The following is a 21,950-nucleotide window of genomic DNA, read 5'->3' as shown; positions in this document are numbered from 1 at the left end:
ACTCTCGCAACCTGTGTTGATTGCCCTGCCATACAAGGACGTATGCCGCCATGCCGATTCCTGATCGTCGTTCCGCACTGGGCCCCGTGCTGCTTGCAGTGTCCTGGGTGGGGTTTTTGTACACCGCGATCGGAGCCCCCGGCCTCACCGCGCTGACGCCGGCCGGCGGTGACCCCGGCGCACTGCAGCTGGGCATGCTCGGGCTGTCTGCCGTCATCGCAGCGCTCTCGTTGGCGCCCGCGCGAAGCTGGTGGGCGGCGCGGCAGCAGCGCGCGCCCCTGTCTGCGGCGTGGGCCGGGCGGCTGTCCGGCCTGGCCGCCGGGGTGTTCGTAGTGGGCATCCTGACCTGCGTGCTGGCGGGCCTGATCCTGCCTCGTCTGCTGGCCGGTTCTGGCGAAGCGACCCTCAGCGCGGCCGGCTTGAGCGTGGTGATCTGGTCGGGACTTGCGGCCGCGCTGGCGGCCCCGCTGGGCTGGCGCACGCTGTACCGCTGGTCACGTCGCGATGGGGCCTCGCCGGCACAGTCATCGACCTTCCACGCACGGCCGGTGCAGGTCGCGCTGCTGTTCGTCCTTGCCGCGGCGTTTGCCTTGGTATTCGGGCGCGCGCTGCTGGTGGCCTCCGCCGACGGACCGGGCGCGCTGCATCTGGGCGCCGCTGCACTGGTGCTGTGGGCGGCCGGAATCGCCGTGGTCACCTTCACCACCACCCTGCGCTGGCTGTTCCGCCGCCGGTGACACCCTGCCACGGCCGACCGGCGCCCGCTATGATCGTCACCGTGTCCGTGCGCTGCACGCCCCCGTTGATGGATCTGCTTCGATGACCCCGTTGCGACTTGCCTGCCTTGGCCTGCTGGGCCTGCTGGGCCTGCTGCCCGCCCCTGCCTTTGCCGACGCCCCTGCACGTCCGCTGGATCTGACCGCCCTGATCGAATGCCGCCAGAGCGTTGGTGACTACGATGCGGTCGCCCCGGTGGTGGCCGACCCGCTCAAGGCGGTCGCCAACGGCCTGCAACCGCTGCCGCAGATCAACCCGTTCATGACCGAGTTCCGCCTGGCCGCCCCGATCACGGTGTTCGGCGAGCGCGCCGAGTACATCACGGTGGCCGGGGCCAGCATCATGGCCATCCTGGACTTGGCCGACCCGCGTCCGCTGGCCAAGCGCCTGGCGCTGGAGGACGGCGTGGATACGCCGGAGAAATTCATGGCCGGGCGCGAGCTGGTCAGCCGCGACGTCACCGACCCGCGTACCGGCGAGGCCCTGATCGAATCGGTGATCCTGAGCCTGTCCACGGTCAAGACCCACCCCGGCAAGACCCTGGCCGGCTGTACCTACAGCCTGGACCTGCCGCCGGAGGAAGACACCCCGCCGCCGGGCGCCGCCCCCACCCCCTTGCCGGGCGTGAATCCGCCCTCGGCAGGGCGCTGACAGGCGCCCGCATCCTGATAGACTAAATCCAACGCCCGGCACGCCGGGTGCCTTTTTTTCCAGAGATGTCTGAAGACGACAGTAGTAGCTCCACCCAGGAGCACAATGAAAAGAAGCGCAGCTGGCTCGAACGCCTGACCGCTGCCTTCTCCGGCGAACCCCACACCCGCGACGAGCTGGTGGCGGTCCTGCACACCGCGCACGAAGACGGCCTCATTGCCGCTGACACGCTGCGGATGATGGAAGGCGCCATTTCGGTGGCCGAGCTCACCGTCGGCGACGTGATGATCTCGCGCTCGCAGATGGTCTCCCTGCCGGTCGAAGCCGCCTTCCTTGAACTGATGAAGCAGGTGGTCGAATCCGGCCATTCGCGCTTCCCGGTGCACGGCGACAACAAAGACGACATCCTCGGCATCCTGCTGGCCAAGGACCTGCTGCGCGGCGTGGTCGCCGACAACGGGCCGGCCAACATCCGTGAGCTGCTGCGCCCGGCGGTACTGATCCCCGAAGCCAAGAAGCTCAACGTGCTGCTGAAGGAGTTCCGGCTCTCGCGCAACCACATGGCCATCGTGGTCGATGAGTACGGCGGTGTCGCCGGCCTGGTCACCATCGAAGACGTGCTGGAACAGATCGTCGGCGAGATCGACGACGAGCACGACGAGGCCGAGGACCACACCTCGCAGATCGCGATCCAGGCCGACGGCCAGTACGTGGTCGATGCGTTGACCGCGATCGAGGATTTCAACGAGCGCTTCGGCGCGACGTTCCCCGACGACGATTACGACACCATCGGTGGCCTGGTCACCGAAGCGATCGGGCACCTGCCGGAAACCGGCGACGAACTCACCCTGGACCGCTTCGTGTTCCGGGTGGCGCGTGCCGATGCCCGCCGTGTGCAGGCGTTCCATGTGACCGTGCTGCCGCCCGACACCCACAACGAGGATTGACCCACGCCATGCGGCCCCCTTTGAATCGGTGGTCGCTGTGCCGCCTGTTGTTCGTGTTGTCGCTGCTTGCGATGGCCAGCCTGCCCTTCGGGGCGCTGGCCGCGCAGGATGCCGCGCCCGCTGTTGATGCGCCCACGTCCACCGTCGCCGATGCACCGCGCATCGGCGTCGTCACCATGCAGCCGGGCGAGATCTTCTTCGAGCGCTTCGGGCATGACGCGCTGGTGGTGGTTGATCCGGTCACCGGCGACGCCACCTCCTACAACTTCGGTTACTTCGACCCGAGCGAGTCCGATTTCATCGGCAACTTCGTGCGCGGCGACATGATGTATTACCTGGTCGCGCTGCCGCTCGGGCAGGACCTGTCGTACTACCAGGAGAGCGGCCGCGGTGCGAGCGTGCAGTGGCTGGACCTGACGCCCGCGCAGGCGCGCACCCTGGCCGCGTCACTGGCCGAGCGCGCCAAGCCCGAGAACGCGCGTTATCACTACGATTACTACACCGCCAACTGCGCCACCATGGTCCGCGATGCGATCGATGGCGCGTTGGGCGGCGGGCTGCATTCGCAGCTCTCCGGGCGCTCGCGCGGCAACACCTACCGCAGTGAATCGGTGCGCCTGGCCTCGCCTTCGCCGTGGATGTGGCTGGGCTTCGATATCGGTCTGGGCCCGTTCGCCGACCAGCCGCTGTCGCGCTGGCAGGAAGCGTTCGTGCCGATGCGCCTGGCCGATGCGCTGCGCCAGGTGCGCAACAGCGAAGGCCGCCCGCTGGTGCAGGCCGAGCAGGAACTGCTGCCGCACCGGATCGCCCCGGAGCCGACCGAGTCCCCGCGCAGCTGGTGGCCGTGGCTGCTGTGCGGCCTGATCGCCGCTGCGGGTGTGGTTGCACTGCGCCGCCGACGCCGCCTGCTGGGTGGCCTGGCACTGCCGTTCTGGCTGTTCTGCGGCATGGGTGGCGCCCTGCTGACCTACCTGTGGGGCTTCAGTGCGCACCAGGCTGCCTGGGCCAACCGCAACCTGCTGCAGCTCTCGCCGCTGTGCCTGCTGCTCGTTCCCGCTGCGATCACCCTGCTGCGCGGCCGCGCGCCGCGCGCGTGGTTCCGGATCGTGCTGTGGGCGGTCGTCGGCGTGTCGCTGCTCGGGCTGGTGCTGCATTGGCTGACCTTGCAGGCGCAGTACAACCTGCAGTGGATCGTGCTGTTGCTGCCCATCCACGTAGCGCTGGCATGGGTGCTGGGCCGCCGTGACCTGCCCGTCACGGGCCGCTGACGCACGATGCCCGCCATGGAGACCGTCACACCTGAAAACCCCGCCTGCGTCATCAACTGCGTTCACTACGATGACCAGGGCAAACGCCACGACATCAGCCTGGATGCGATCAGCGATGTGATCGCCAGCGACAACGGCTTCGTGTGGGTGGGGCTGTACGAACCCCAGGACAGCGTGCTGCTGAAGCTGCAGGAAGAATTCGGCCTGCATTCGCTGGCCATCGAAGACGCGCGCAACGCCCATCAACGGCCCAAGGTCGAGGCCTACGGCAACTCGCTGTTCGTGGTGGTGACCACCGCGCAGATGGTGGACGAGCGCATCCAGTACGGCGAGACGCACGCCTTCCTCGGGCCGCGCTTCCTGGTCACGGTGCGCCATGGCGCCTCGTTGTCCTACGCCGCGCCGCGCGCCCGCGTGGAGCGCGAGCCGGAGCTGCTGCGCACGATGGGCCCGTCGTACTGCCTGTATGCGGTGCTGGATTTCGTGGTCGACAACTACCTGCCGATCACCCAGCGCTACCGCGACACGCTGGAGCTGCTGGAGAAGGACATCTTCTCCGACAACTACAAGCGCCACACCGTGGTGCGGCTGTACGAGCTCAAGCGCGAACTCAACAAAATGCGCATGGCGGTCGCGCCGCTGCAGGACATGCTCTCGCAGATCAAGCGTTACCAGGGTGACCTGGTGCCGGACGAAGTGAAGCTGTATCTGCGCGACGTGCATGACCACGCGGTGCGGATCAGCGATGTGATCGATACCCTGCGCGAGATGCTGGGGACCGCGCTGAGCGTGAACCTGTCGCTGGTGACCCTGGCCCAGGGTGAGACGGTGAAGCGCCTGGGCGCCTGGGCGGCGCTGCTGGCCGCCCCGACCTTGATCACCAGCTGGTACGGCATGAACTTCACCCACATGCCCGAGCTGGACAAGCCGTGGGCTTACCCGGCGATGATCATCGGCGTGGGTGCGGTGTGCGTGGGGCTGTACCGCTTGTTCAAGCGCGCGCGCTGGTTGTAGGTGTAGGTAGGACCGTTGCTCGCTACGGCGGGCGACGGCTGGCCACGACGGTGGGTAGTGCCGGCCGCTGGCCGGCTCCTCCGGTGGCATGACCCTCATCTGATGTTCGCGGCCGTCCGGGGCATGGGCGTGAGCCGGCCAGCGGCCGGCACTACCCGGTTCATGGCATCAGGCCACGTAAACGGTCTTGATGTTCATGAACTCATGGATGCCATGCTCGGCCAGCTCACGACCGAAGCCGGAGCGCTTGCTGCCGCCGAAGGGGAGGCGTACGTCGCTTTTGACGATGGCGTTGACGAAGGCGGCACCGCACTCAAGCTGCTGGGCGATGGCTTCGCCGCGCGCCGCATCGCTCGTCCACACGCTGCCCCCCAGGCCGAAGGTGGTGTCATTGGCCACGCGCAGCGCTTCGGCGTCGTCGCTGACGCGCAGGATCGCGGCGGCCGGGCCGAACAGTTCTTCGTCATAGGCCGGCATGCCGGGCGTCACGTTGTCCAGGATGGTGGCCGGGTAACCCGCGTGCGAGCCGGCCACCGGCTCACCGCCGAGCAGCAGCGTGGCGCCCTTGGCGATGCTGTCCTGCACCTGCTTGTGCAGCTCGTCGCGCAGGTCCGCGCGCGCCATCGGCGCGAGCGTGGTCTTCTCGTCCTGCGGATCGCCGTAGACGCGCTTGCCGGCGGCGGCGACGAACTTCTCCACGAACGCATCGGCGATCGCATCGACCACGATGAAACGCTTGGCCGCGATGCACGTCTGGCCACTGTTGTCGAAGCGCGACTTCACCGCTGCGGCCACCGTCTTGTCGAGATCGGCATCGTCCAGCACGACGAAGGCATCGCTGCCGCCCAGTTCCATCACGCACTTCTTGAGCTGGTCACCGGCATTGGCCGCAATCGACCGCCCGGCGCGCTCGCTGCCGGTCAGCGTGACCGCCTTGACCCGCTTGTCGCGCAGCACCTCGGCGGCCTGGTCGTTGTCGATGTGCAGCACATCGAACACGCCCTCGGGCAGGCCGCCATCGCGGCACACCGCCAGGATCAGGTCAGCGCATTGCGGCACGTTGCTGGCGTGCTTGAGCAGGGCCACATTGCCGGCCATGAACGCGGGCGCGAGGAAACGGAACACCTGCCAGATCGGGAAGTTCCATGGCATCACCGCAAACACGCAGCCGATCGGCTCGTAGCGCACGTAGCTGCGCTGGGCCTCGGTGTCGATCAGCTGCGGCTTCAGATAATCGGCCGCGTGGTCGGCATAGAACTCGCAGGCCTCGGCGCATTTGTCGATCTCGCCCAGCGCTTCCCCCTTGAGCTTGCCCATCTCGGTGGTCATCGCCTGCTGGATGTCACCCCTGCGCTGGCGCAGTTGGGCCGCGATGGCGCGCAGGATCGCCCCGCGCTCCTGCAGCGAACGCGCTGACCAGGCCGGGAACGCCTCGGCGGCAGCGGCCAGGCGCTGCTCGACCTCCGTGGCGGTGAGCAGTTCATGGCGATACGTGACCTGGCCGGTCGCGGGATTGATGATGTCAGCGGTCATCGCGGGTCTCCAAAAGTCAGACCCGCAGTGTGCGCCCGGCCCCGTGATCCGGATGTTGCCGGATCGGGATGACGTTCAGCTGGGGTCCTGCAGCGCCATCTGCATGTCGCGCTGGCGGCGTTTCTCGGCGCGGGAGGTGATGTACCAGCCCACCACCGCCGCGATAGACACCGCCAGCACCATCAAGGTGGCCAAGGCATTGATCTCCGGCTTGATGCCCATCCGCACGGAGGAGAACACCTTCATCGGCAGGGTGGTCGAGTTCGGGCCGGCCACGAAGCTGGCGATCACCACGTCATCCAGCGACAGCGTGAACGCCAGCAGCCAGCCGGCCACCAGCGCCGGGGCGATGATCGGCAGGGTGATCTGGAAGAACACCTTCAATCGGCTCGCGCCGAGGTCCATCGCGGCCTCTTCCAGCGAGCGGTCCAGCTCCTGCAGGCGCGAGGACACCACCACCGTCACGAAGGACAGGGTGAAAGTGACATGCGCGATCCAGATGCTGGTCACGCCGCGGCTGGGGAAACCGGGAATGCCGCCCATCGCCACCAGCAGGGTCATCAGCGAGAAGCCCAGGATCACTTCGGGCATCACCAGCGGCGCGGTGATCAACGCACCGAACACGGTCTTGCCCGGGAAGCGGCGCATGCGGGTCATCACCATCGCCGCCATCGTGCCGAGCACGGTGGCCGCGCAGGCCGTCCAGAACGCGACCTTGAGGCTGATCCACAGCGCATCCAGGATCTGCCGGTTGTTGAACAGCTCGCCGTACCAGCGCGTGGAGAAGCCCGACCATACCGTGGCCAGCTTGGAGGCGTTGAACGAGTACACCATCAACAACAGGATCGGCAGGTACAGGAAGGCGAAGCCCAGCCCGAGCAGGCTCCAGCCCAGCCAGCGGTTGCTGCGCACCATGCTCATGCCAGCTTTCCTTCCAGCTCGCGCTGCTGCATGCGGTTGAACAGCAGGATCGGCACCAGCAGCAGGGCCAGCATCACGATCGCCACCGCCGAGGCCGTGGGCCAGTCACGGTTGTTGAAGAACTCGCCCCACAGCACGCGGCCGATCATCAACGTATCCGGCCCGCCGAGCATTTCCGGAATCACGAACTCACCCACGGCCGGGATCATCACGAGCATGCAGCCGGCGATGATGCCGGTGCGCGAGAGCGGCAGTGTGATCCGCACGAAGGCCTGCCACGGCTTGGCGCCGAGGTCGTAGGCGGCTTCGAGCAGGCGGTTGTCCAGCTTGACCAGATTGGCGTACAGCGGCAGCACCATGAACGGCAGGTAGCAGTACACGATGCCGATGTAGGCGGCGGTCGGGGTGTACAGGATCTGCAGCGGCGCATCGATCAGGCCGAGCTTGAGCAGCAGCTGGTTGAGCAGGCCGTTGCGGTCCAGGATGCCGATCCAGGCATACACGCGGATCAGGAAGGAGGTCCACGAGGGCAGCACCACCAGCATCATCGCCACGTTGCGCGCGGCCGGGCTCATCCGCGAGATCACGTAGGCCATCGGGTAGCCGATCAGCAGCGTGAGCAGGGTCGAGATGACCGCGATCTTGATCGAGCTCAGGTACGCCAGCGCGTACTGGTTGTCCTTGACCAGGGCCGCGTAGCTGCCGAGGTTGAGCTTGAGCGAGAAGGCGCCATCCACGTACTCCAGCAGCCAGGTGTACGGCGGCGAGCCGACCTGGGTGCGCGCGAAGGAGATCATCAGGATGATCACGAACGGCACCGCGAAGAACAGCAGCAGCCACAGGTACGGCGCGGCGATCACGCCGGCGCGCGTGCCCGGGAGCCAGCGCTTCCAGCCGGTCGCGGTCATGAGGTCAGCACCACGCCATCGTTGTCGCGCCAGTGCACCCAGACGGTGTCACCCCAGGTCAGGCCATCGCTGGCCCAGCGCTGCGAATTGGCGAAGTTGGACAGCACCTTGGCCCCGCTCGGCAGGCGCACATGGAATACCGAGTGGCTGCCGAAGTAGGCGATCTCCTCGATCACGCCCTGGGCCTTGTTGGTGTCCCCGGCCGGCTCGTCCTTGCCGATCATCACCTTCTCCGGGCGCAGCGCGAACGCCACCGGTTGGCCTTCGTAACCGGTGATGCCGTGGGCGACGTAGATCGGTGCGGGGAACAGTGGCGTGCGCACGGTGACGTACTCGGGCAGGTCCTCATCGAGCACGCCATCGAACAGGTTCACCGAGCCGATGAACTCGGCCACGAAGCGGTTGGCCGGCTGCTCGTAGATTTCATCCGGCTTGCCGACCTGCTGGATCCAGCCAGCATCCATGACCGCGATCCGGGTCGCCATGGTCATGGCTTCTTCCTGATCGTGGGTGACCATCACGCAGGTCACCCCGGTGGTCTCGATGATATTGACCAACTCCAGCTGCATCTGCGAGCGCAGCTTCTTGTCCAGCGCGCCCATCGGCTCGTCCAGCAACAGCAGTTTCGGCCCCTTGGCCAGCGACCGCGCCAGCGCGACGCGCTGCTGCTGGCCACCAGAGAGCTGATGCGGCTTGCGCTTGGCCAGCTTGCCCAGCTGCACCAGCTCCAGCATTTCGCCGACCCGGCGGTTGATCGCATCGCGCGCCATGCCGTCCTGCTTGAGGCCGAAGGCGATGTTCTGCTCCACCGTCATGTGCGGGAACAGCGCATAGGACTGGAACATCATGTTGATCGGGCGCTGGTACGGGGGCAGTGCGTTGATGCGCTGGCCGTCCAGATCGATGGTGCCCTGGGTGGGGGTCTCGAAGCCGCCCAGGCAGCGCAGCAGCGTCGATTTGCCGCTGCCCGAGCCACCGAGCAGGGCGAAGATCTCGCCCTTGCGCACGTCCAGGGTGACGTCGTCGAGCGCGACGAAGCCGTCGAACTCCTTGCGCAGCGCGCGGATGGACAGGTAGCCCGGTTCCAGGACCGGGAGCACCGCGCCTTCCGGCTTGGCTTCAAATGGCATGGTCAGCGGCTCCGGGAGCGGCGGCGGGACGGGGGGAGAATGCCATTTTACCGGTGGTGGCCGCGTCATGTCCTACCCCCTGAAACGACGACGCCGGCACGAGGCCGGCGTCGCAGAGGCGGTCAGCGCCCGGTTTTCACCTCGGTCCACAGCCGGGTGTAGAGCTTGTCCACCTCGGGCGTGTTGATCGAGTAAGTGAACATCTTCGCCGCCACATCGGTCGGCGGGTAGATGGTCGGGTCGGTGCGGATCGCCTCGTCCACCAGCGGCGTGGCCGTGGTCACCGGGTTGGCGTAGTGGATGAAGTTGGTGTTGGCCGCGGCGACCTTCGGCTCCAGCAGGTAGTTGATGAAGGCGTAGGCCGCCTCCGGGTGCTTGGCATCCTTGGGGATGGCCAGCATGTCGAACCACTGCGGGGCGCCTTCGCGCGGGATCGAGTACGCCACGGTCACGCCGTTGGACGCCTCGGCCGCGCGGTCGCGGGCCTGGATGATGTCACCGGACCAGCCCACCACCAGGCAGGTACCGCCGTTGGCCAGCGAGCCTACGTACTGCGAGGAGTGGAAGTTCTGCACGTACGGGCGGATGGTCTTGAGCAGCGCGGCGGCCTTCTCCAGCGTGGCCGGGTCCTGGCTGTGCGGATCTTCGCCCAGGTAATGCAGCGCGATCGGGATCATGTCCGAAGGCGTATCCAGGATCGTGATCCCGCAGTCCTTCATCTTGGCGATGTTTTCGGGCTTGAAGATCAGATCCCAGCTGTTGGCGATGTCGGTGCTGCCACCAAAGCGCTGCTTGAGCAGCTCCACGTTGTAGCCGATGCCGGTGGTGCCGATCATGTACGGCACACCGTATTCGTTGCCCGGGTCCTGCTGTGCGATGCGCTGCATCACGCTCGGGTCGAGATTGGCCAGGTTCGGGATCTTGCTCTTGTCCAGCGGCAGGAACACACCGGCCTTGATCTGGCGCCCGAAGAAGTTCAGCGTCGGCACGACCACGTCGTAGCCGCTGTTGCCGGCCAGCAGCTTTGTCTCCACCATCTCATCGCTGTCGAACACGTCGTAGGTCACCTTGGTGCCGGTGGCCTTTTCGAAGTTCGGGAGGGTGTCTTCGGCGATGTAATCGCTGTAGTTGTAGACGTTCAGCACCTTGGCGTCGTCCTGCTTGTCACCGCCGCCACAGGCGGTCAGCACGGATACGGCAATGCCGAGGGTGAGGATTCGCAGCTTCATCGGACTCTCCACAGGTCAGGTGCGAGTTGGGGGAACCGGCCGGACCGGCACAACGGGTGCCAGCCTACCGGGCATGCCCTCATTTTCCCACACATGGCCCTCACGGCCACGCCGGGCGTGGCGCCCGGGGTCAGACGTTGAGCAGCAGGAACTCGCGCTCCCAGGAGCTGATCACCCGGAAGAAGGTCTCGTATTCCTTGCGCTTGACCGACACATAGGCACGGCAGAAGCGCTCGCCCAGCATCTCGCGCAGTTCCGGGCAGGCTTCCAGCCCGTCCAGCGCCTCACCGAGCGAGCGTGGCAGGTCATAACCGAGCTCCTTGGCGCTGCCGCTGATCGGCGCAGTCGGGGAGCCCTGCTCGCGGATGCCGAGCAGCCCGGCCGCCAGGGTCGCGGCGATCGCCAGATAGGGATTGGCATCGGAGCCGGCGAACCGGCTTTCCACCCGCATGTTCTCCGGCGTATCCAGCGGCACGCGCAGGCCGCAGGTGCGGTTGTCGAAGCCCCAGTGCACGTTGCTCGGGGAGACCTCGCCGAACATCAGCCGGCGGTAGGAGTTCACGTTCGGCGCAAAGAACGCCATCGCCGCCGGCACGTACTTCTGCAGACCGGCCAGGTAATGCCCGAACAACGGGCTGAAATCCTCGCCGCCGTGCTCACCGGTGAACACATTGCTGCCGTCGCTGATCCGCAGCAGGCTCTGGTGGATGTGCATCGCACTGCCCGGCTCGTTCTCCATCGGCTTGGCCAGGAAGGTGGCGTAGATGCCGTGGCGCATCGCCGACTCACGCATGGTGCGCTTGAACAGGAACACCTGGTCGGCCAGATCCATCGCATTGGCGTGGGTGAAGTTGACCTCCAGCTGCGCCGCGCCGGATTCATGGATCAGCGTATCCACGTCCAGCTTCATCGCATCGCAGTAGTCGTACATCAGATCGAGGATCGGATCGAACTCGTTGACCGCATCGATCGAGTACGACTGGCGCGCGGTTTCAGGACGCCCGGAGCGGCCGGCCGGGGGCAGCAGCGGGAAGTCCGGATCCGTGTTCTTCTGGACCAGGAAGAACTCCAGCTCCGGTGCCACCACCGGGCGCAGGCCCAGTTCGGCGTAGGCATTGAGGACGCGCCGCAGCACATTGCGCGGGGCCAGCTCATGCGGCTCGCCGGTTTTGGTGAAACAGTCATGGATGACCTGCGCGGTCGGATCGGTCGCCCAGGGCACCATGCGGACGGTGTCGGCATCCGGGCGCAGGATCATGTCCGAATCCGACGGTGAGGTCAGCTCGTAGTAGTCGTCCGGGAATTCGCCGGTGACCGTGGTGGCGAATATCCCCTCTGGCAGGCGCGTGCCGTAATCGTGCGAGAACTTGTCGGCCGGAATGATCTTGCCGCGCGCGTTGCCGGTGATGTCCGGCACCAGGCACTCCACCTCGGTAATGCGCCGGTCCTTGAGCCAGCGCAGCAGCGTGCTCTCCTGGGGAACAGGCTTGGGGGCGGCGGCTTTGCGCGAACGCGTTCGGGTGGTCATGACCGGTCTGCTGTAAGAGAGTTGCGGCGACAAGCATCGCCGAAAGCGTGAAAAATGCTGTGATAGAACGGATTGTCGGCCACCCGCCACTCCGGATGCCACTGCACGCCGAGCACGAAACGATGCGCGGTGCTGCGGGCGGCTTCGATCAGGCCATGCGGTTCGATGTTGCTCACCGCCCCGGTCAGCAGGAGGCCCTGCAGGCGGTCCAACCAAGGCGCTGCCGGCAACGGCGGCGGCAGACTGGGCAGCAGCACCGGGGTGACACCGGCCGCCTCGACCAGCGCATGAATGTACTTTTCACCCGCCGCCGCAAAGCGGTGATGGCCCAGCATCGTGCTGTCGGTGGGCAGACCGACCCAAGGGGGCGGGACCATGCGTCATGCTCGGATGACCTGCAGCCACGTTACCCCTCCGCGCAGACGTCGCGCAACACGGCGCCACATCGGCCGCGCGTGCCCCTCACACGCAGGCGGCAGTCGCTGCGACAGACTGCCCCCTGTCCCGCGCGCCGGTTGCTGGCATGCTCTGTCCATGATTGTTGTCCTCCCCTCCCTCTGCCGGTGCCCGGCATGACCGCTGCCGGCGAAGCGCATGCGCCCAGCTGGTATGCCGACAGCGTGCCAGCGGTCGCTCTGCGCCAGCCACTGACCGGTGACACGACCGCCGACATCTGCGTGCTCGGCGCCGGGTACACCGGCCTTTCCGCCGCACTGCCCCTGGCCGAGCGTGGCTATCGCGTCGTGCTGCTGGAGGCCAACCGGGTCGGCTGGGGCGCCTCCGGTCGCAACGGGGGCCAGGCCATCGTCGGCTATGGCTGCGAAGTGGACACGCTCGAACATCTGGTCGGCGCCGAGGACGCGAGGGCGCTGTTCGAGTTTTCGCGCGACGGCATGCGCCTGCTGCGCGACCGCATCGCCCGGCATCAGATCGACTGCGATTGGCGCGACGGCCACGCCAGCGTGCCGATCAAACCGCGCCAGGAGCGCATGCTGCGCGCCGGGCTGATCGATCTGGCCCAGCGCTACGACTATCCGCTGCAATGGTGGGACCGCACGCAGCTGCGCGGGCAGCTGGACAGCCCCCGCTATCGCGGGGCGATGTTCGATCCCCACAGCGGCCATCTGCATCCGCTGGCCTACGCGCAGGGGCTGGCCCGTGCCGCGGAGGCGGCCGGCGCGGTGATCCACGAGCAGTCGCCGGTCCTGCAGCTGATCCGCGGGCCCCGGCCGCAGCTGCGTACCGCACACGGCACGGTCAGCGCCGACCACGTGGTGATCGCCGGCAATGCCTGGCTGGAGGGCATCGCGCCGGAGCTGGAATCGCGGATCATGCCGGTCGGCACCTATATCGGTGCCAGTGCGGTCCTTGGGCAAGCACGGGCGCAATCGCTGATCCGTAACGACATGGCCGTGGCCGACGTCAGTTGGGCACTGGACTACTTCCGCCTCAGCCGCGACCACCGCCTGCTCTTCGGCGGCCAAGCCAGCTACTCCGCCCTGCCCCCGCCTGGCCTGCGCGGTGTGATGACCCGGCGCATGCGCGCGGTGTTCCCGCAGCTGGCCGATGTGGAGCTGGAGTACGTCTGGGGCGGCTACGTGGACATTACCCGCAATCGCGCCCCGCACTGGGGCCGGCTGACCCCGAATGTCTATTTCGCGCAGGGCTTCTCGGGCCACGGTGTTGCCGCGGCGGGCCTGGCGGGCCAAGTGCTGGCCGAAGCCATCGCCGGCCAGGCGGAGCGCCTGGATGTATTCGAACGCATTCCGCACCGGCCGTTCCCCGGCGGGCGCATGCTGCGGACCCCGCTGCTGGTGGCGGCGATGTCCTGGTACAAACTGCGGGACGCGTTGTGGTAACTCGCGCTGCAACAACCATCCCGACGACCGAAAGCAGGTAGTGGGCCAAGGTCAGCCACAAAAACGAGATGAACATCACTATTTCACAGTGATGGCTGGCGCGTCGCTCATTTGACGGTTGGCGTGGGAGCAAACCACCTCGTTACCCGTGCGATTGCATACGCCGGAGTCTGCGGATACTGTCCCAGCTGACGGGGTCCCTGGCCTGGGGATGCCGCCTAACGACCCAAAGCAGGGGGACGTGCATTTGGATTGGTGGAGAAATGGACTTCAGGTGAATCTGCGGATCCGGCCGATCGGACTTGTCATCGCGGCGGTGTATGCCATCGTCTGCTGGGCCGGGCGCCAAGTGTCGCTGGATCAGTTCTACCTGCCGGCTGGTGTCCGTGTTGCCGCATTGCTGCTGTGCCCGCCACGCCTGTGGCCGTACTTGATTCTTGGCGAGTATGCGTACTTTGCCCAGATGCGCTACCCGATGGTGGAAAAGTACGGGCTGGCATGGGTCGTTCTGGGTTCGGCCTGCCTGATGCCTGCCGTTGCCATGGTCGTGCGCCTGCATCGAAAAGTGATGTCCGCCACGACAGACTTATGGCTTCTTTCCGTCGCAGCAACCTCTGCCATCGTCGCCACCGTGTTGAAGCTGGGCCTGTCTCACCTGCTGTGGCCAACGCCCCCCACGACACCGGTAGTGTCGAGCGCGGCACGATTCCTGCTTGGCGATTACATCGGCATATTGAGCATTGCGCCCCTCGCGCTGCTCTGGCTGAAGCGGAACGCCCACTACGATTGGCGTGCCTGGTGCCTGCCCCCGACGGTTGCATCGCTGGTATCTCTGCTGCTCCTGGGCGTGACCACCCTGCTGATGCCCGACGAATCCGCAACGGTTACAAACAGCCTGCAACTGTTGATGGTCCTCCCGGTCACGGTACTGACCTGCTTGCACGGCTGGCGGGGTGCGGCTGTCGGGGTGCCACTGCTTACCTTGCTCATCAGCGTAGCGATACCTGCCACGGGACTCCCCGGTTCGTTCGATCCGCGCGCATTTACTACACAGCAGCTCATTGCGCTGGCGGGGACGGCTTTGCTTGCACTGGGGTCGCGGATAACCCATTTTTACCATCAGTACGCCAGCCGGGACCGTGACCGGACGCAGGCTGTCACCTTGTCCCGAGCTGCGCATATCGCCAGCGAGATGGATCTGCGGGAACGCGCATTGGACCTTCGCCGGATCGCCGATGGCATCGAGTATTCCATCATCGATGCCGTTGAGCTGATGAAGGCAAGCGGCCATCACGAAGCAGCGAACAGACTGTTGCATTCGTCGATGACCCATTCCCGCCAGTTCCGCGAGCAGGCCAGCATGGTGTATCCCACCGCCTTGGAACAGGTCGGCCTCTACCTCGCCCTGCAACTGGGCGGTGTGCGTGATGCGTGGGATGCCACCAATCGGATGGGCCACCCACGCTTGGAGGGCGACCCCTGCCAGCTGAGCGTGGGTCTCCAGCTGGCCGCCTATCGGACGCTCACCGAGGCGGCATCGCTGCTGCTGAAGAACGAGCACGGACAAGTTCGTACGCGTGCACGATGCGGGCTGTTCCGCCAGCAGCGTGGCATCGTGGTGATCGTGGCGTTGCTCGACCGCGACCGCCAGCTCTCCGAACAGACCATGACACTGGCAGTGGAGCGACTGACCGCGCGAACCCTGACCTATGGCGGCACAGTGCAGTGCCGGCGCAATCGCATCAGGATGCTGCTTGTAGAAATGCCCGGAAGCACCGCTCATTGCGCCCTGCCGGCCCCTCTGGAACTGAGTACGACGCCCCGTTGAGCACGGATCTGCAGGTGGCCGAGGCCACCTGCAGAAAGTCCAGCACACGTCAGTGAGAGCACGGAAAACACGCAGACCTCAATGCATCTGCGCGTGGCGTAGTGAGAGACGTCACTCCGTTCTCCTCACCCTCCATTCCCAGGCAGTTCCACAGACCAGATCGCGTCGGCGCCGTCGCCGTACACCACGAGCGAGAACTCTGGTCGCCGGTAGACCTCGTGCCGGACTGCGTTGGCAGGCAGTGCCAACCGCTGTGATGGCAACGAGGTCCTTACGGCTGCCTTGCCCGCTGGCAAGGTGAAGAACTGATCTTCGATTCGGCCCAGAATCACGCGCACCTGTCCGGTCAGATCATTTACCTGGTAATACCGGATTCCATCACGCTCGAATCCAAAGACGAGCCAGTTCGGGTCTTGGCTGAGATTGGCTGCAACGGGGTTGGAATCCCCCATGCCGCTTTTTGCCATGGTCACCCCGTTACCGTCACTGGGACAGCAACCCGCAGCTGCCACCAGCGGCATCGATGATAAAGCCACGACCAACACCACACCTCGAACGCGGGAAATTCGCACAGGCACCTCCAGAGTGGAAAGAATGGACTGCTTCCAAGCGATTCAACCTTCGGTGCACCTGCCCATACTGAAGGGTTCTGCTGCATCAGCACAGAAAATGCATCAACACGCAGCAACGTTCACATGCCCCCGGAGATGAATCGCCGGACCAGCATATTGGCCGATATTGATCGGCGCCACGTGCCGAGCGATAGGGGCGACTCTGCGCCCCTCCGTTCAAACGGCGATAGCCCCCCTAAAGTTGCGTGTGAAACCGCCGCTATCTGTCCCGACCCCCTCGGAACCGAGCGTACGCCTCATGCCGGCACTGTTGCAGGGCGCTGTTCTCAGCGACCCCGGTGATGCCCTGCCCCAGCGGATCCTGCTGGTGGAAAACTCGCGGACGTTCACCAGCATGCTGCGCGAGGCGATCGAGCAACGGCTGGAGCTGCCGGTCTCGGTGGCGACCAGCCTGGCCGAGGCGGGTCGCCTGCTGGATGAGGAACAGGGCTGGTTCCTGGTCCTGACCGGGCTGGTGCTGGCCGATGGCGACCGCGATACCGTGGTGGACTACTTCCTCTCGCGCGGGCTGCCCACCGTGGTGGTCAGCGGCGTGTATGACGAGGATCTGCGCAAGCGCGTGCTGCAGCAGCAGATCATCGATTACGTGCTCAAGAACACCCCTGGCAGCATCGACTATCTGGTGTGGCTGGTGCAGCGACTGGAGCGCAACCGGCGCATCGCCGCGCTGGTCGTGGATGATTCGATGTCGGCGCGGATGTACGCAGCCTCGCTGCTGCGCATGTACGGCCATGATGTCTACGAGGCCGCCGACGGCGCCGAGGGACTCAAGGCGATCGAAGCGCACCCGGCCATCCGGCTGGCGGTGGTCGACCAGGAAATGCCCGGCATGGAGGGCGTGGAGTTCACCCGTCGCCTGCGTACGATGCGGTCGCGCGACAAACTCGCCGTGATCGGGATTTCCGGCAACTCCGATCCGTCGCTGATCCCGCGCTTCCTCAAGAACGGTGCCAATGACTTCCTGCGCAAGCCCTTCTCACGCGAGGAGTTCTTCTGCCGGGTATCGCAGAACGTGGACCAGCTGGAGCTGATCGGTACGCTGCAGGACCTGGCCACACGCGATTTCCTGACCGGCCTGCCCAACCGGCGCTGCTTCCTGGAGCAGAGCCAGCGCCAGCTGCCGCAGCTGCAGCTGGACGGCGAGCTGGTGGCGGTGGCGATGATCGACATCGACCACTTCAAGCACATCAACGATACCCACGGCCACGAAGCCGGCGACGATGCGCTGCGTGCGGTGGCCGCTGCCGTGGCTGCGCATGCGCGCCATGAGGATCTGATCGCGCGCTTCGGCGGCGAGGAGTTCTGCCTGTTGGTGCCCGGCCTGGACGAGGGCCGCGCAGTGGCGTACTTCGAACAACTGCGCCAGGCCATCGCGGCGCTGGAGGTCGACGTGGGCCATGCCACACTGCGCATGACGGTCAGCATCGGGCTGTGTTGCCTGCGCCCGCAGCACGACTCGCTGCACCGCCTGATCTCCGAAGCCGACCGTCAGCTGTATCTTGCCAAGGCTGGCGGCCGCAACCGGGTCCACTGCGCGACCGTCGCTACGAGCGCGCTCACCCGCGAGCCCGAACCGGTGCTTTGATCCAGATCAACGCGGCTGCCGGATCGAGTGCCTAGAGTCGCCCCCAGTTGAACAGCGCGGGGAACGCACCATGGCACTTCTGGTCTGGCAGGACGATCTGAACATCGGTATCGATGTCATCGATCACCAGCACATGCGCATCGTGGAGATGCTCAACCACCTGCACGTCGCCCAGAAGAGCCTGGAGCGCCTGGCGGTGGCCGAAGTGATCGACGAGCTGGTGGACTACACCATGTCCCATTTCGCCTTCGAAGAAGAGCTGATGGAGGAGGCTGGCTATCCATTCTGCTCGGCGCACAAGCGCGTGCACGAGATTTTCGGCAAGCGCGTAAGCGAGTACCGGCTGCGCTTCCAGGCGGGCGAAGACATCACCGAAGAGCTGCGCACGATGCTGTCGCGCTGGCTGTTCAACCATATCCGGGGCGATGACAAGGCGTACGCGCCGCAGGTCAAACAGCACCTCAACCAGTTCGCGCGCGAGCATCAGCAGGGGAGCTGGCTGGGCCGCACGCTCAAGCGCTTCTTCCGCTGATCAGCGTCCGCGCCGCCCCATCGCCAGCAAAGCGACGATGGTGACCAGTGCGGTCACGCACAGGTAGTAGCCGACCGCGACCAGGCCGTAGCGTTCGGCCAGCCAGGTCGCCACATAGGGCGCCGGTGCGGCACCGAGAATGCCGGCCAGGTTGAACGACAAGGAGGCGCCGGTATAGCGCACCTGCACCGGGTAGATCTCGGCCAGGAAGGTACCGCACGGGCCGTAGGTCAGGCCCATCAGGAACAGCCCCAGCGCCAGGAACCCGAGCACCAGCCACGGGCTGCCGGCCTGGAACAGCGGCGCGAACACCACGCCGAAGGCGAGGATCAGGCCGCTGGCCACGATCATCGTGCGGCGCGTGCCCCAGCGGTCGCCGTACAGCGCGGAAATGGGAATGCCGGCGGCGAAGAACAGAATGCCGACCATCTGCAGCAGCAGGAACTGCTCGCGCGAATAGCCCAGCACGGTGGTGCCATGGCCGAGCGTGAACACGGTCATCAAGTAGAACAGCACGAAGGTGGCGAAGGCCCCCAAGGTGCCCAGCACCAGGGTCAGCGGGTGCTCGCGCAGCACCGTCCACATCGGCAGCTTGACCCGCTCGTTGCGGTCCAGCGCTGCCTGGAACTGCGGGGTCTCGTGGATGTTCAAACGCACCCACAGCCCGATACCGACCAGCAGCGAACTGGCCAGGAACGGCACGCGCCAGCCCCACTGCAGGAAATCGGCCTCACTCATCGCGCGGCCCAGCAGCAGGAAGATGCCGGCCGAAAGCAGGAAGCCCAGCGGTGCGCCCAACTGCGGGAACATGCCGTACCAGGCGCGCTTGCCGGGGGGCGCATTCTCGGTGGCCAGCAGCACAGCGCCGCCCCACTCCCCACCCAGCCCCAGGCCTTGGCCGAAGCGGCACAGCGCCAACAGGGCCGGCGCCACCAGCCCGATGCTGGCATGCGTGGGCAGCAGACCGATCGCCACGGTGGAGATGCCCATCGTGAGCAGCGCAGCAACCAGCGTCGCCTTGCGCCCGATGCGGTCACCGTAGTGACCGAACACCGCCGAGCCGACCGGCCGCGCGATGAAGGCCACCGCGAAGGTCGCCAGTGACTGCAGCATCGCCGCCCCATCGCTGCTCTCCGGGAAGAACAGGTGCGGGAACACCAGCACCGCCGCGGTGGCGTAGATGTAGAAATCGAAGAACTCGATGGTGGTGCCGATCAGGCTCGCCAGCAGGATACGGCGGGGAGAGTTCACGACAGGGGCGACAGCAGGTCTGGACATCGGGTACGCAGAAAAGGGCAGCTGCCGGATTCTGCCATGCCCACCCCATGGCTGCCGCGATGGTTGCAGACGAGACTGTCAGCCTGTGATCCGGTCGGGGGCCTGCGCATCCGACACGAACTTCCTCTGCACCGCAAGGTCTCAACGCGGTCACCCCACCAGGACGGTCCCGGATGTCAGCCTCATGGAAGAGTGCCACCGCCTCGCGCTGGGCGCAGCCCGCCGCCGTCGCCGTGGTGATCGTTGTACACGGGCTGATGCTGGGCGTGCTGCTGCGTTCACCGGCCCCCAACGGCACCGCCGAGGAAACCCGCTTGGCGGTGTACTGGCTGCCGCGGCCGCTGCCTGCGCCGGCTCCCCCACCCTCGGTGACTCTCTCGCTACCCGCACCGCAGCCCCCGGCGTCGCCGCGCCTGCCTGCGCCACGCGTGGCAACGCCCACCATCGCATCGACTGCTGCGGCGGTGGATCCGCAGGCACCACGCGCCGCACTGGATCTGAGCGTGCCGGGCTCGCTGGCGGGCAGCGGTATCGATGCCGCCTCGCTGGTTCCGCGCGTGCTGGGCGACCGCGAGGTGCACCCGGCATTCCAGCCCAGACCCAAGCGCTTCCGCATGAAGGCCGGGATGACCCCGGAGCAGATCGTGCACGGCATCTTCCAGCTGATCGGCGCATGGCCACCGGGCTATACGGTGGACCAGTGCCGCCTGACCCGGCAGCAGATCGACTACCTGCGCAACGCCGTGGATGAGATGGACCGCGACCTGCTGCGCGAGTCACTGATCCGTCAAGACCAGGACTGCTGACCGGCGTTACCCGCCCAGATGGATCCAGGTCGCCTTGAGCTCGGTGTACTTGTCGAAGGCATGCAGGGATTTGTCGCGGCCGATACCGGACTGCTTGTAGCCCCCGAACGGCGCGGTCATGTCGCCACCATCCCATTGATTGACCCATACACTGCCCGCGCGCAGCCCGCGTGCCACGCGATGTGCGCGACCCAGATCGCGTGTCCACACCCCGGCGGCCAAGCCGTAGATGGAATCGTTGGCCATGCGCAGTGCGTCGTCTTCGTGATCGAAGGTGAGCACCGACAGCACCGGCCCGAAGATTTCCTCGCGGGCGATGGTGTGCTGCGGATCGACCTCGTCGAACACCGTCGGCTCCACGTAGCTGCCGCCGGGCACCACTTCCAGCCGCTTGCCGCCCAGCAGCAGGCGCGCACCATCGGCCTCGCCGCGTGCCACGTAATCCAGCACGCGGCCTGCATGCACCTCATCGACCAGTGCGCCCATCGCGGCGTCCGGCTCGAACGGGTGCTGCGGCTGCATACGCCGGCCATGCGCCAGCACCCGGGCCACGAAGGCGTCCTTGATCGAGCGCTGCACCAGTAAACGCGAGCCAGCCGTACACACCTCGCCCTGGTTGTAGAAGATCGCGGTGGCTGCCGCCTGCGCAGCCTTGTCCAGATCGGGCGCGTCCGCGAACACCAGGTTCGGGCTCTTGCCGCCGCACTCCAACCAGGTGCGCTTGAGATTCGATTTCCCGGCGCATTGCAGCAACCGGCGGCCCACGGCGGTAGACCCGGTGAACGCCAGCGCATCCACATCCATGTGCAGCGCCAACGGTTCGCCGGTGCGCTCACCATGGCCCGGCAGCACGTTGAACACACCATCAGGCACCCCCGCCTCCGCCACCAGCGCAGCCAGACGAATCGCGCTCAGTGGCGAGCGCTCGGAGGGTTTGAGCACCACCGAATTGCCCGCCGCCAAGGCCGGCGCGATCTTCCACGAGGCCATCAGCAGCGGGAAGTTCCACGGCACGATCACCGCCACCACGCCCACCGGCTCGCGGGTGATCAGGCCCAACGTGTCGAGCGCGGTCGGGGCGACTTCGCCATACACCTTGTCCACCGCCTCGGCGGTCCAGCGCAGGCAACGCAGAACGCCGGCCAGATCACCTTGGCGTGCGTCCCGCACCGGCTTGCCCATGTCCAGGGTTTCCAGCAACGCAAGCTCATCGGCATGCTGTTCAACCAGATCGGCCAGCCGCAGCAGCACCTGCTTGCGGTGCGAGGGTGCGGCCCGCGACCAGTGGCCCGCGTCGAAGCTGCGCCGCGCCGCCGCGACCGCACGGTCGACGTCCGCCATATCGGCATCGGCCACCTGCACCAGCACGCGTCCGTCGATCGGGCTGATGCAGTCGTAGCGTGCGCCGCTGGCCGCATCGACGTAGCGCCCATCGATGAACGCCTGGCCTTGGAAGGTCAGTGCATCGGTCTGGCGCTGCCAGTCGTCACGGGTGCGTGCGGTGGTCATCGGCGTCGTCCTCAT

At 66.3% G+C, this 21,950-nt stretch carries 20 protein-coding genes; 10 read left to right on the top strand and 10 right to left on the bottom strand.

Annotation, left to right across the window (positions count from 1 at the left end):
* Positions 1-50 precede the first annotated feature (50 nt).
* The 5 genes from ACWV8V_RS02855 (at position 51) to ACWV8V_RS02835 (ending at position 4,657) form a co-directional block, all read left to right on the top strand.
* The gene (locus ACWV8V_RS02855) at positions 51-737 is read left to right on the top strand and encodes a hypothetical protein (RefSeq protein ID WP_455898904.1); all 687 of its coding nucleotides are present in this window, start codon (positions 51-53) and stop codon (positions 735-737) included.
* Between the two features lie 82 nt (positions 738-819).
* Positions 820-1,428: a hypothetical protein gene (locus ACWV8V_RS02850; RefSeq protein ID WP_455898903.1), complete on the top strand. Its 609-nt coding sequence runs from the start codon at positions 820-822 to the stop codon at positions 1,426-1,428.
* A gap of 65 nt (positions 1,429-1,493) precedes the next feature.
* Positions 1,494-2,375, top strand: coding sequence for an HlyC/CorC family transporter (locus ACWV8V_RS02845; protein ID WP_455898902.1), 882 nt, complete (start codon positions 1,494-1,496; stop codon positions 2,373-2,375).
* An 8-nt stretch (positions 2,376-2,383) separates the two neighbouring features.
* Positions 2,384-3,643, top strand: coding sequence for a lipoprotein N-acyltransferase Lnb domain-containing protein (locus tag ACWV8V_RS02840; protein WP_455898901.1), 1,260 nt, complete (start codon positions 2,384-2,386; stop codon positions 3,641-3,643).
* Between the two features lie 15 nt (positions 3,644-3,658).
* A complete protein-coding gene (locus tag ACWV8V_RS02835) occupies positions 3,659-4,657 on the top strand; it encodes a magnesium and cobalt transport protein CorA (RefSeq protein ID WP_455898900.1) in 999 nt (332 codons plus the stop codon).
* A gap of 168 nt (positions 4,658-4,825) precedes the next feature.
* Here ACWV8V_RS02835 and ACWV8V_RS02830 read toward each other — a convergent pair whose 3' ends face one another.
* From ACWV8V_RS02830 to ACWV8V_RS02800, 7 genes are all read right to left on the bottom strand, one after another.
* Positions 4,826-6,190 carry an NAD-dependent succinate-semialdehyde dehydrogenase gene (locus tag ACWV8V_RS02830; protein WP_455898899.1) on the bottom strand — a complete coding sequence of 455 codons (1,365 nt, stop codon included), beginning with the start codon at positions 6,188-6,190 and terminating at the stop codon, positions 4,826-4,828.
* 75 nt (positions 6,191-6,265) lie between these two features.
* Positions 6,266-7,111 carry an ABC transporter permease subunit gene (locus tag ACWV8V_RS02825; protein WP_121041633.1) on the bottom strand — a complete coding sequence of 282 codons (846 nt, stop codon included), beginning with the start codon at positions 7,109-7,111 and terminating at the stop codon, positions 6,266-6,268.
* The gene (locus tag ACWV8V_RS02820; RefSeq protein ID WP_259260210.1) at positions 7,108-8,019 is read right to left on the bottom strand and encodes an ABC transporter permease subunit; all 912 of its coding nucleotides are present in this window, start codon (positions 8,017-8,019) and stop codon (positions 7,108-7,110) included. Before ACWV8V_RS02820 ends, ACWV8V_RS02825 begins: the two co-directional genes overlap by 4 nt.
* Complete coding sequence (locus ACWV8V_RS02815; RefSeq protein ID WP_070426989.1) at positions 8,016-9,149, bottom strand: ABC transporter ATP-binding protein; 1,134 nt, start codon at positions 9,147-9,149, stop codon at positions 8,016-8,018. The genes ACWV8V_RS02820 and ACWV8V_RS02815 overlap by 4 nt, the downstream gene beginning before the upstream one ends.
* A 122-nt stretch (positions 9,150-9,271) precedes the next feature.
* Positions 9,272-10,378, bottom strand: coding sequence for a polyamine ABC transporter substrate-binding protein (locus tag ACWV8V_RS02810; protein ID WP_455898898.1), 1,107 nt, complete (start codon positions 10,376-10,378; stop codon positions 9,272-9,274).
* Positions 10,379-10,508: 130 nt separating this feature from the next.
* Positions 10,509-11,906, bottom strand: coding sequence for a glutamine synthetase family protein (locus ACWV8V_RS02805; protein ID WP_121041625.1), 1,398 nt, complete (start codon positions 11,904-11,906; stop codon positions 10,509-10,511).
* On the bottom strand, positions 11,903-12,283 hold the full coding sequence (locus tag ACWV8V_RS02800) for a gamma-glutamyl-gamma-aminobutyrate hydrolase family protein (RefSeq protein WP_455898897.1): 381 nt from the start codon (positions 12,281-12,283) through the stop codon (positions 11,903-11,905). The genes ACWV8V_RS02805 and ACWV8V_RS02800 overlap by 4 nt, the downstream gene beginning before the upstream one ends.
* Positions 12,284-12,478: 195 nt before the next feature.
* On the opposite strand from ACWV8V_RS02800, the gene ACWV8V_RS02795 reads away from it, so the two are divergent.
* Positions 12,479-13,765, top strand: coding sequence for an NAD(P)/FAD-dependent oxidoreductase (locus ACWV8V_RS02795; RefSeq protein ID WP_455898896.1), 1,287 nt, complete (start codon positions 12,479-12,481; stop codon positions 13,763-13,765).
* Between the two features lie 274 nt (positions 13,766-14,039).
* Positions 14,040-15,593, top strand: a complete 1,554-nt coding sequence (locus tag ACWV8V_RS02790; RefSeq protein WP_455898895.1) for an MASE1 domain-containing protein — start codon at positions 14,040-14,042, stop codon at positions 15,591-15,593.
* A gap of 125 nt (positions 15,594-15,718) precedes the next feature.
* Here ACWV8V_RS02790 and ACWV8V_RS02785 read toward each other — a convergent pair whose 3' ends face one another.
* Positions 15,719-16,165: a hypothetical protein gene (locus tag ACWV8V_RS02785; RefSeq protein WP_455898894.1), complete on the bottom strand. Its 447-nt coding sequence runs from the start codon at positions 16,163-16,165 to the stop codon at positions 15,719-15,721.
* A gap of 298 nt (positions 16,166-16,463) precedes the next feature.
* Here ACWV8V_RS02785 and ACWV8V_RS02780 point away from each other — a divergent pair, with 298 nt between their 5' ends.
* Together ACWV8V_RS02780 and ACWV8V_RS02775 are read left to right on the top strand one after the other, a co-directional pair.
* Positions 16,464-17,810, top strand: a complete 1,347-nt coding sequence (locus ACWV8V_RS02780; RefSeq protein WP_455898893.1) for a diguanylate cyclase — start codon at positions 16,464-16,466, stop codon at positions 17,808-17,810.
* Positions 17,811-17,880: 70 nt separating this feature from the next.
* Positions 17,881-18,342 carry a bacteriohemerythrin gene (locus ACWV8V_RS02775; RefSeq protein ID WP_259260204.1) on the top strand — a complete coding sequence of 154 codons (462 nt, stop codon included), beginning with the start codon at positions 17,881-17,883 and terminating at the stop codon, positions 18,340-18,342.
* Here the strand turns inward: ACWV8V_RS02775 and ACWV8V_RS02770 are convergent, their stop codons facing one another.
* On the bottom strand, positions 18,343-19,620 hold the full coding sequence (locus ACWV8V_RS02770; RefSeq protein ID WP_259260203.1) for an MFS transporter: 1,278 nt from the start codon (positions 19,618-19,620) through the stop codon (positions 18,343-18,345).
* Positions 19,621-19,793: 173 nt separating this feature from the next.
* On the opposite strand from ACWV8V_RS02770, the gene ACWV8V_RS02765 reads away from it, so the two are divergent.
* Positions 19,794-20,426 (top strand): hypothetical protein, encoded by a 633-nt coding sequence (locus ACWV8V_RS02765; protein WP_455898892.1) that lies wholly within the window; start codon positions 19,794-19,796, stop codon positions 20,424-20,426.
* Between the two features lie 6 nt (positions 20,427-20,432).
* On the opposite strand, the gene ACWV8V_RS02760 is transcribed toward ACWV8V_RS02765, so the two are convergent.
* The gene (locus ACWV8V_RS02760) at positions 20,433-21,935 is read right to left on the bottom strand and encodes an aldehyde dehydrogenase (RefSeq protein WP_455898891.1); all 1,503 of its coding nucleotides are present in this window, start codon (positions 21,933-21,935) and stop codon (positions 20,433-20,435) included.
* Positions 21,936-21,950: the final 15 nt, after the last annotated feature.

Source organism: Stenotrophomonas sp. Ker107b (assembly GCF_053847245.1).
Note: the sequence above shows the minus strand (reverse complement) of the source record. Positions and strands in the feature narration are given on the sequence as shown.

Coding starts and splice junctions, on each gene's coding strand:
- ACWV8V_RS02855 (WP_455898904.1), top strand. CDS start 51: ATGCCGATTCCTGATCGTCGTTCCGCACTGGGCCCCGTGCTGCTTGCA.
- ACWV8V_RS02850 (WP_455898903.1), top strand. CDS start 820: ATGACCCCGTTGCGACTTGCCTGCCTTGGCCTGCTGGGCCTGCTGGGC.
- ACWV8V_RS02845 (WP_455898902.1), top strand. CDS start 1,494: ATGTCTGAAGACGACAGTAGTAGCTCCACCCAGGAGCACAATGAAAAG.
- ACWV8V_RS02840 (WP_455898901.1), top strand. CDS start 2,384: ATGCGGCCCCCTTTGAATCGGTGGTCGCTGTGCCGCCTGTTGTTCGTG.
- ACWV8V_RS02835 (WP_455898900.1), top strand. CDS start 3,659: ATGGAGACCGTCACACCTGAAAACCCCGCCTGCGTCATCAACTGCGTT.
- ACWV8V_RS02830 (WP_455898899.1), bottom strand. CDS start 6,190: ATGACCGCTGACATCATCAATCCCGCGACCGGCCAGGTCACGTATCGC.
- ACWV8V_RS02825 (WP_121041633.1), bottom strand. CDS start 7,111: ATGAGCATGGTGCGCAGCAACCGCTGGCTGGGCTGGAGCCTGCTCGGG.
- ACWV8V_RS02820 (WP_259260210.1), bottom strand. CDS start 8,019: ATGACCGCGACCGGCTGGAAGCGCTGGCTCCCGGGCACGCGCGCCGGC.
- ACWV8V_RS02815 (WP_070426989.1), bottom strand. CDS start 9,149: ATGCCATTTGAAGCCAAGCCGGAAGGCGCGGTGCTCCCGGTCCTGGAA.
- ACWV8V_RS02810 (WP_455898898.1), bottom strand. CDS start 10,378: ATGAAGCTGCGAATCCTCACCCTCGGCATTGCCGTATCCGTGCTGACC.
- ACWV8V_RS02805 (WP_121041625.1), bottom strand. CDS start 11,906: ATGACCACCCGAACGCGTTCGCGCAAAGCCGCCGCCCCCAAGCCTGTT.
- ACWV8V_RS02800 (WP_455898897.1), bottom strand. CDS start 12,283: ATGGTCCCGCCCCCTTGGGTCGGTCTGCCCACCGACAGCACGATGCTG.
- ACWV8V_RS02795 (WP_455898896.1), top strand. CDS start 12,479: ATGACCGCTGCCGGCGAAGCGCATGCGCCCAGCTGGTATGCCGACAGC.
- ACWV8V_RS02780 (WP_455898893.1), top strand. CDS start 16,464: ATGCCGGCACTGTTGCAGGGCGCTGTTCTCAGCGACCCCGGTGATGCC.
- ACWV8V_RS02775 (WP_259260204.1), top strand. CDS start 17,881: ATGGCACTTCTGGTCTGGCAGGACGATCTGAACATCGGTATCGATGTC.
- ACWV8V_RS02770 (WP_259260203.1), bottom strand. CDS start 19,620: ATGTCCAGACCTGCTGTCGCCCCTGTCGTGAACTCTCCCCGCCGTATC.
- ACWV8V_RS02765 (WP_455898892.1), top strand. CDS start 19,794: ATGTCAGCCTCATGGAAGAGTGCCACCGCCTCGCGCTGGGCGCAGCCC.
- ACWV8V_RS02760 (WP_455898891.1), bottom strand. CDS start 21,935: ATGACCACCGCACGCACCCGTGACGACTGGCAGCGCCAGACCGATGCA.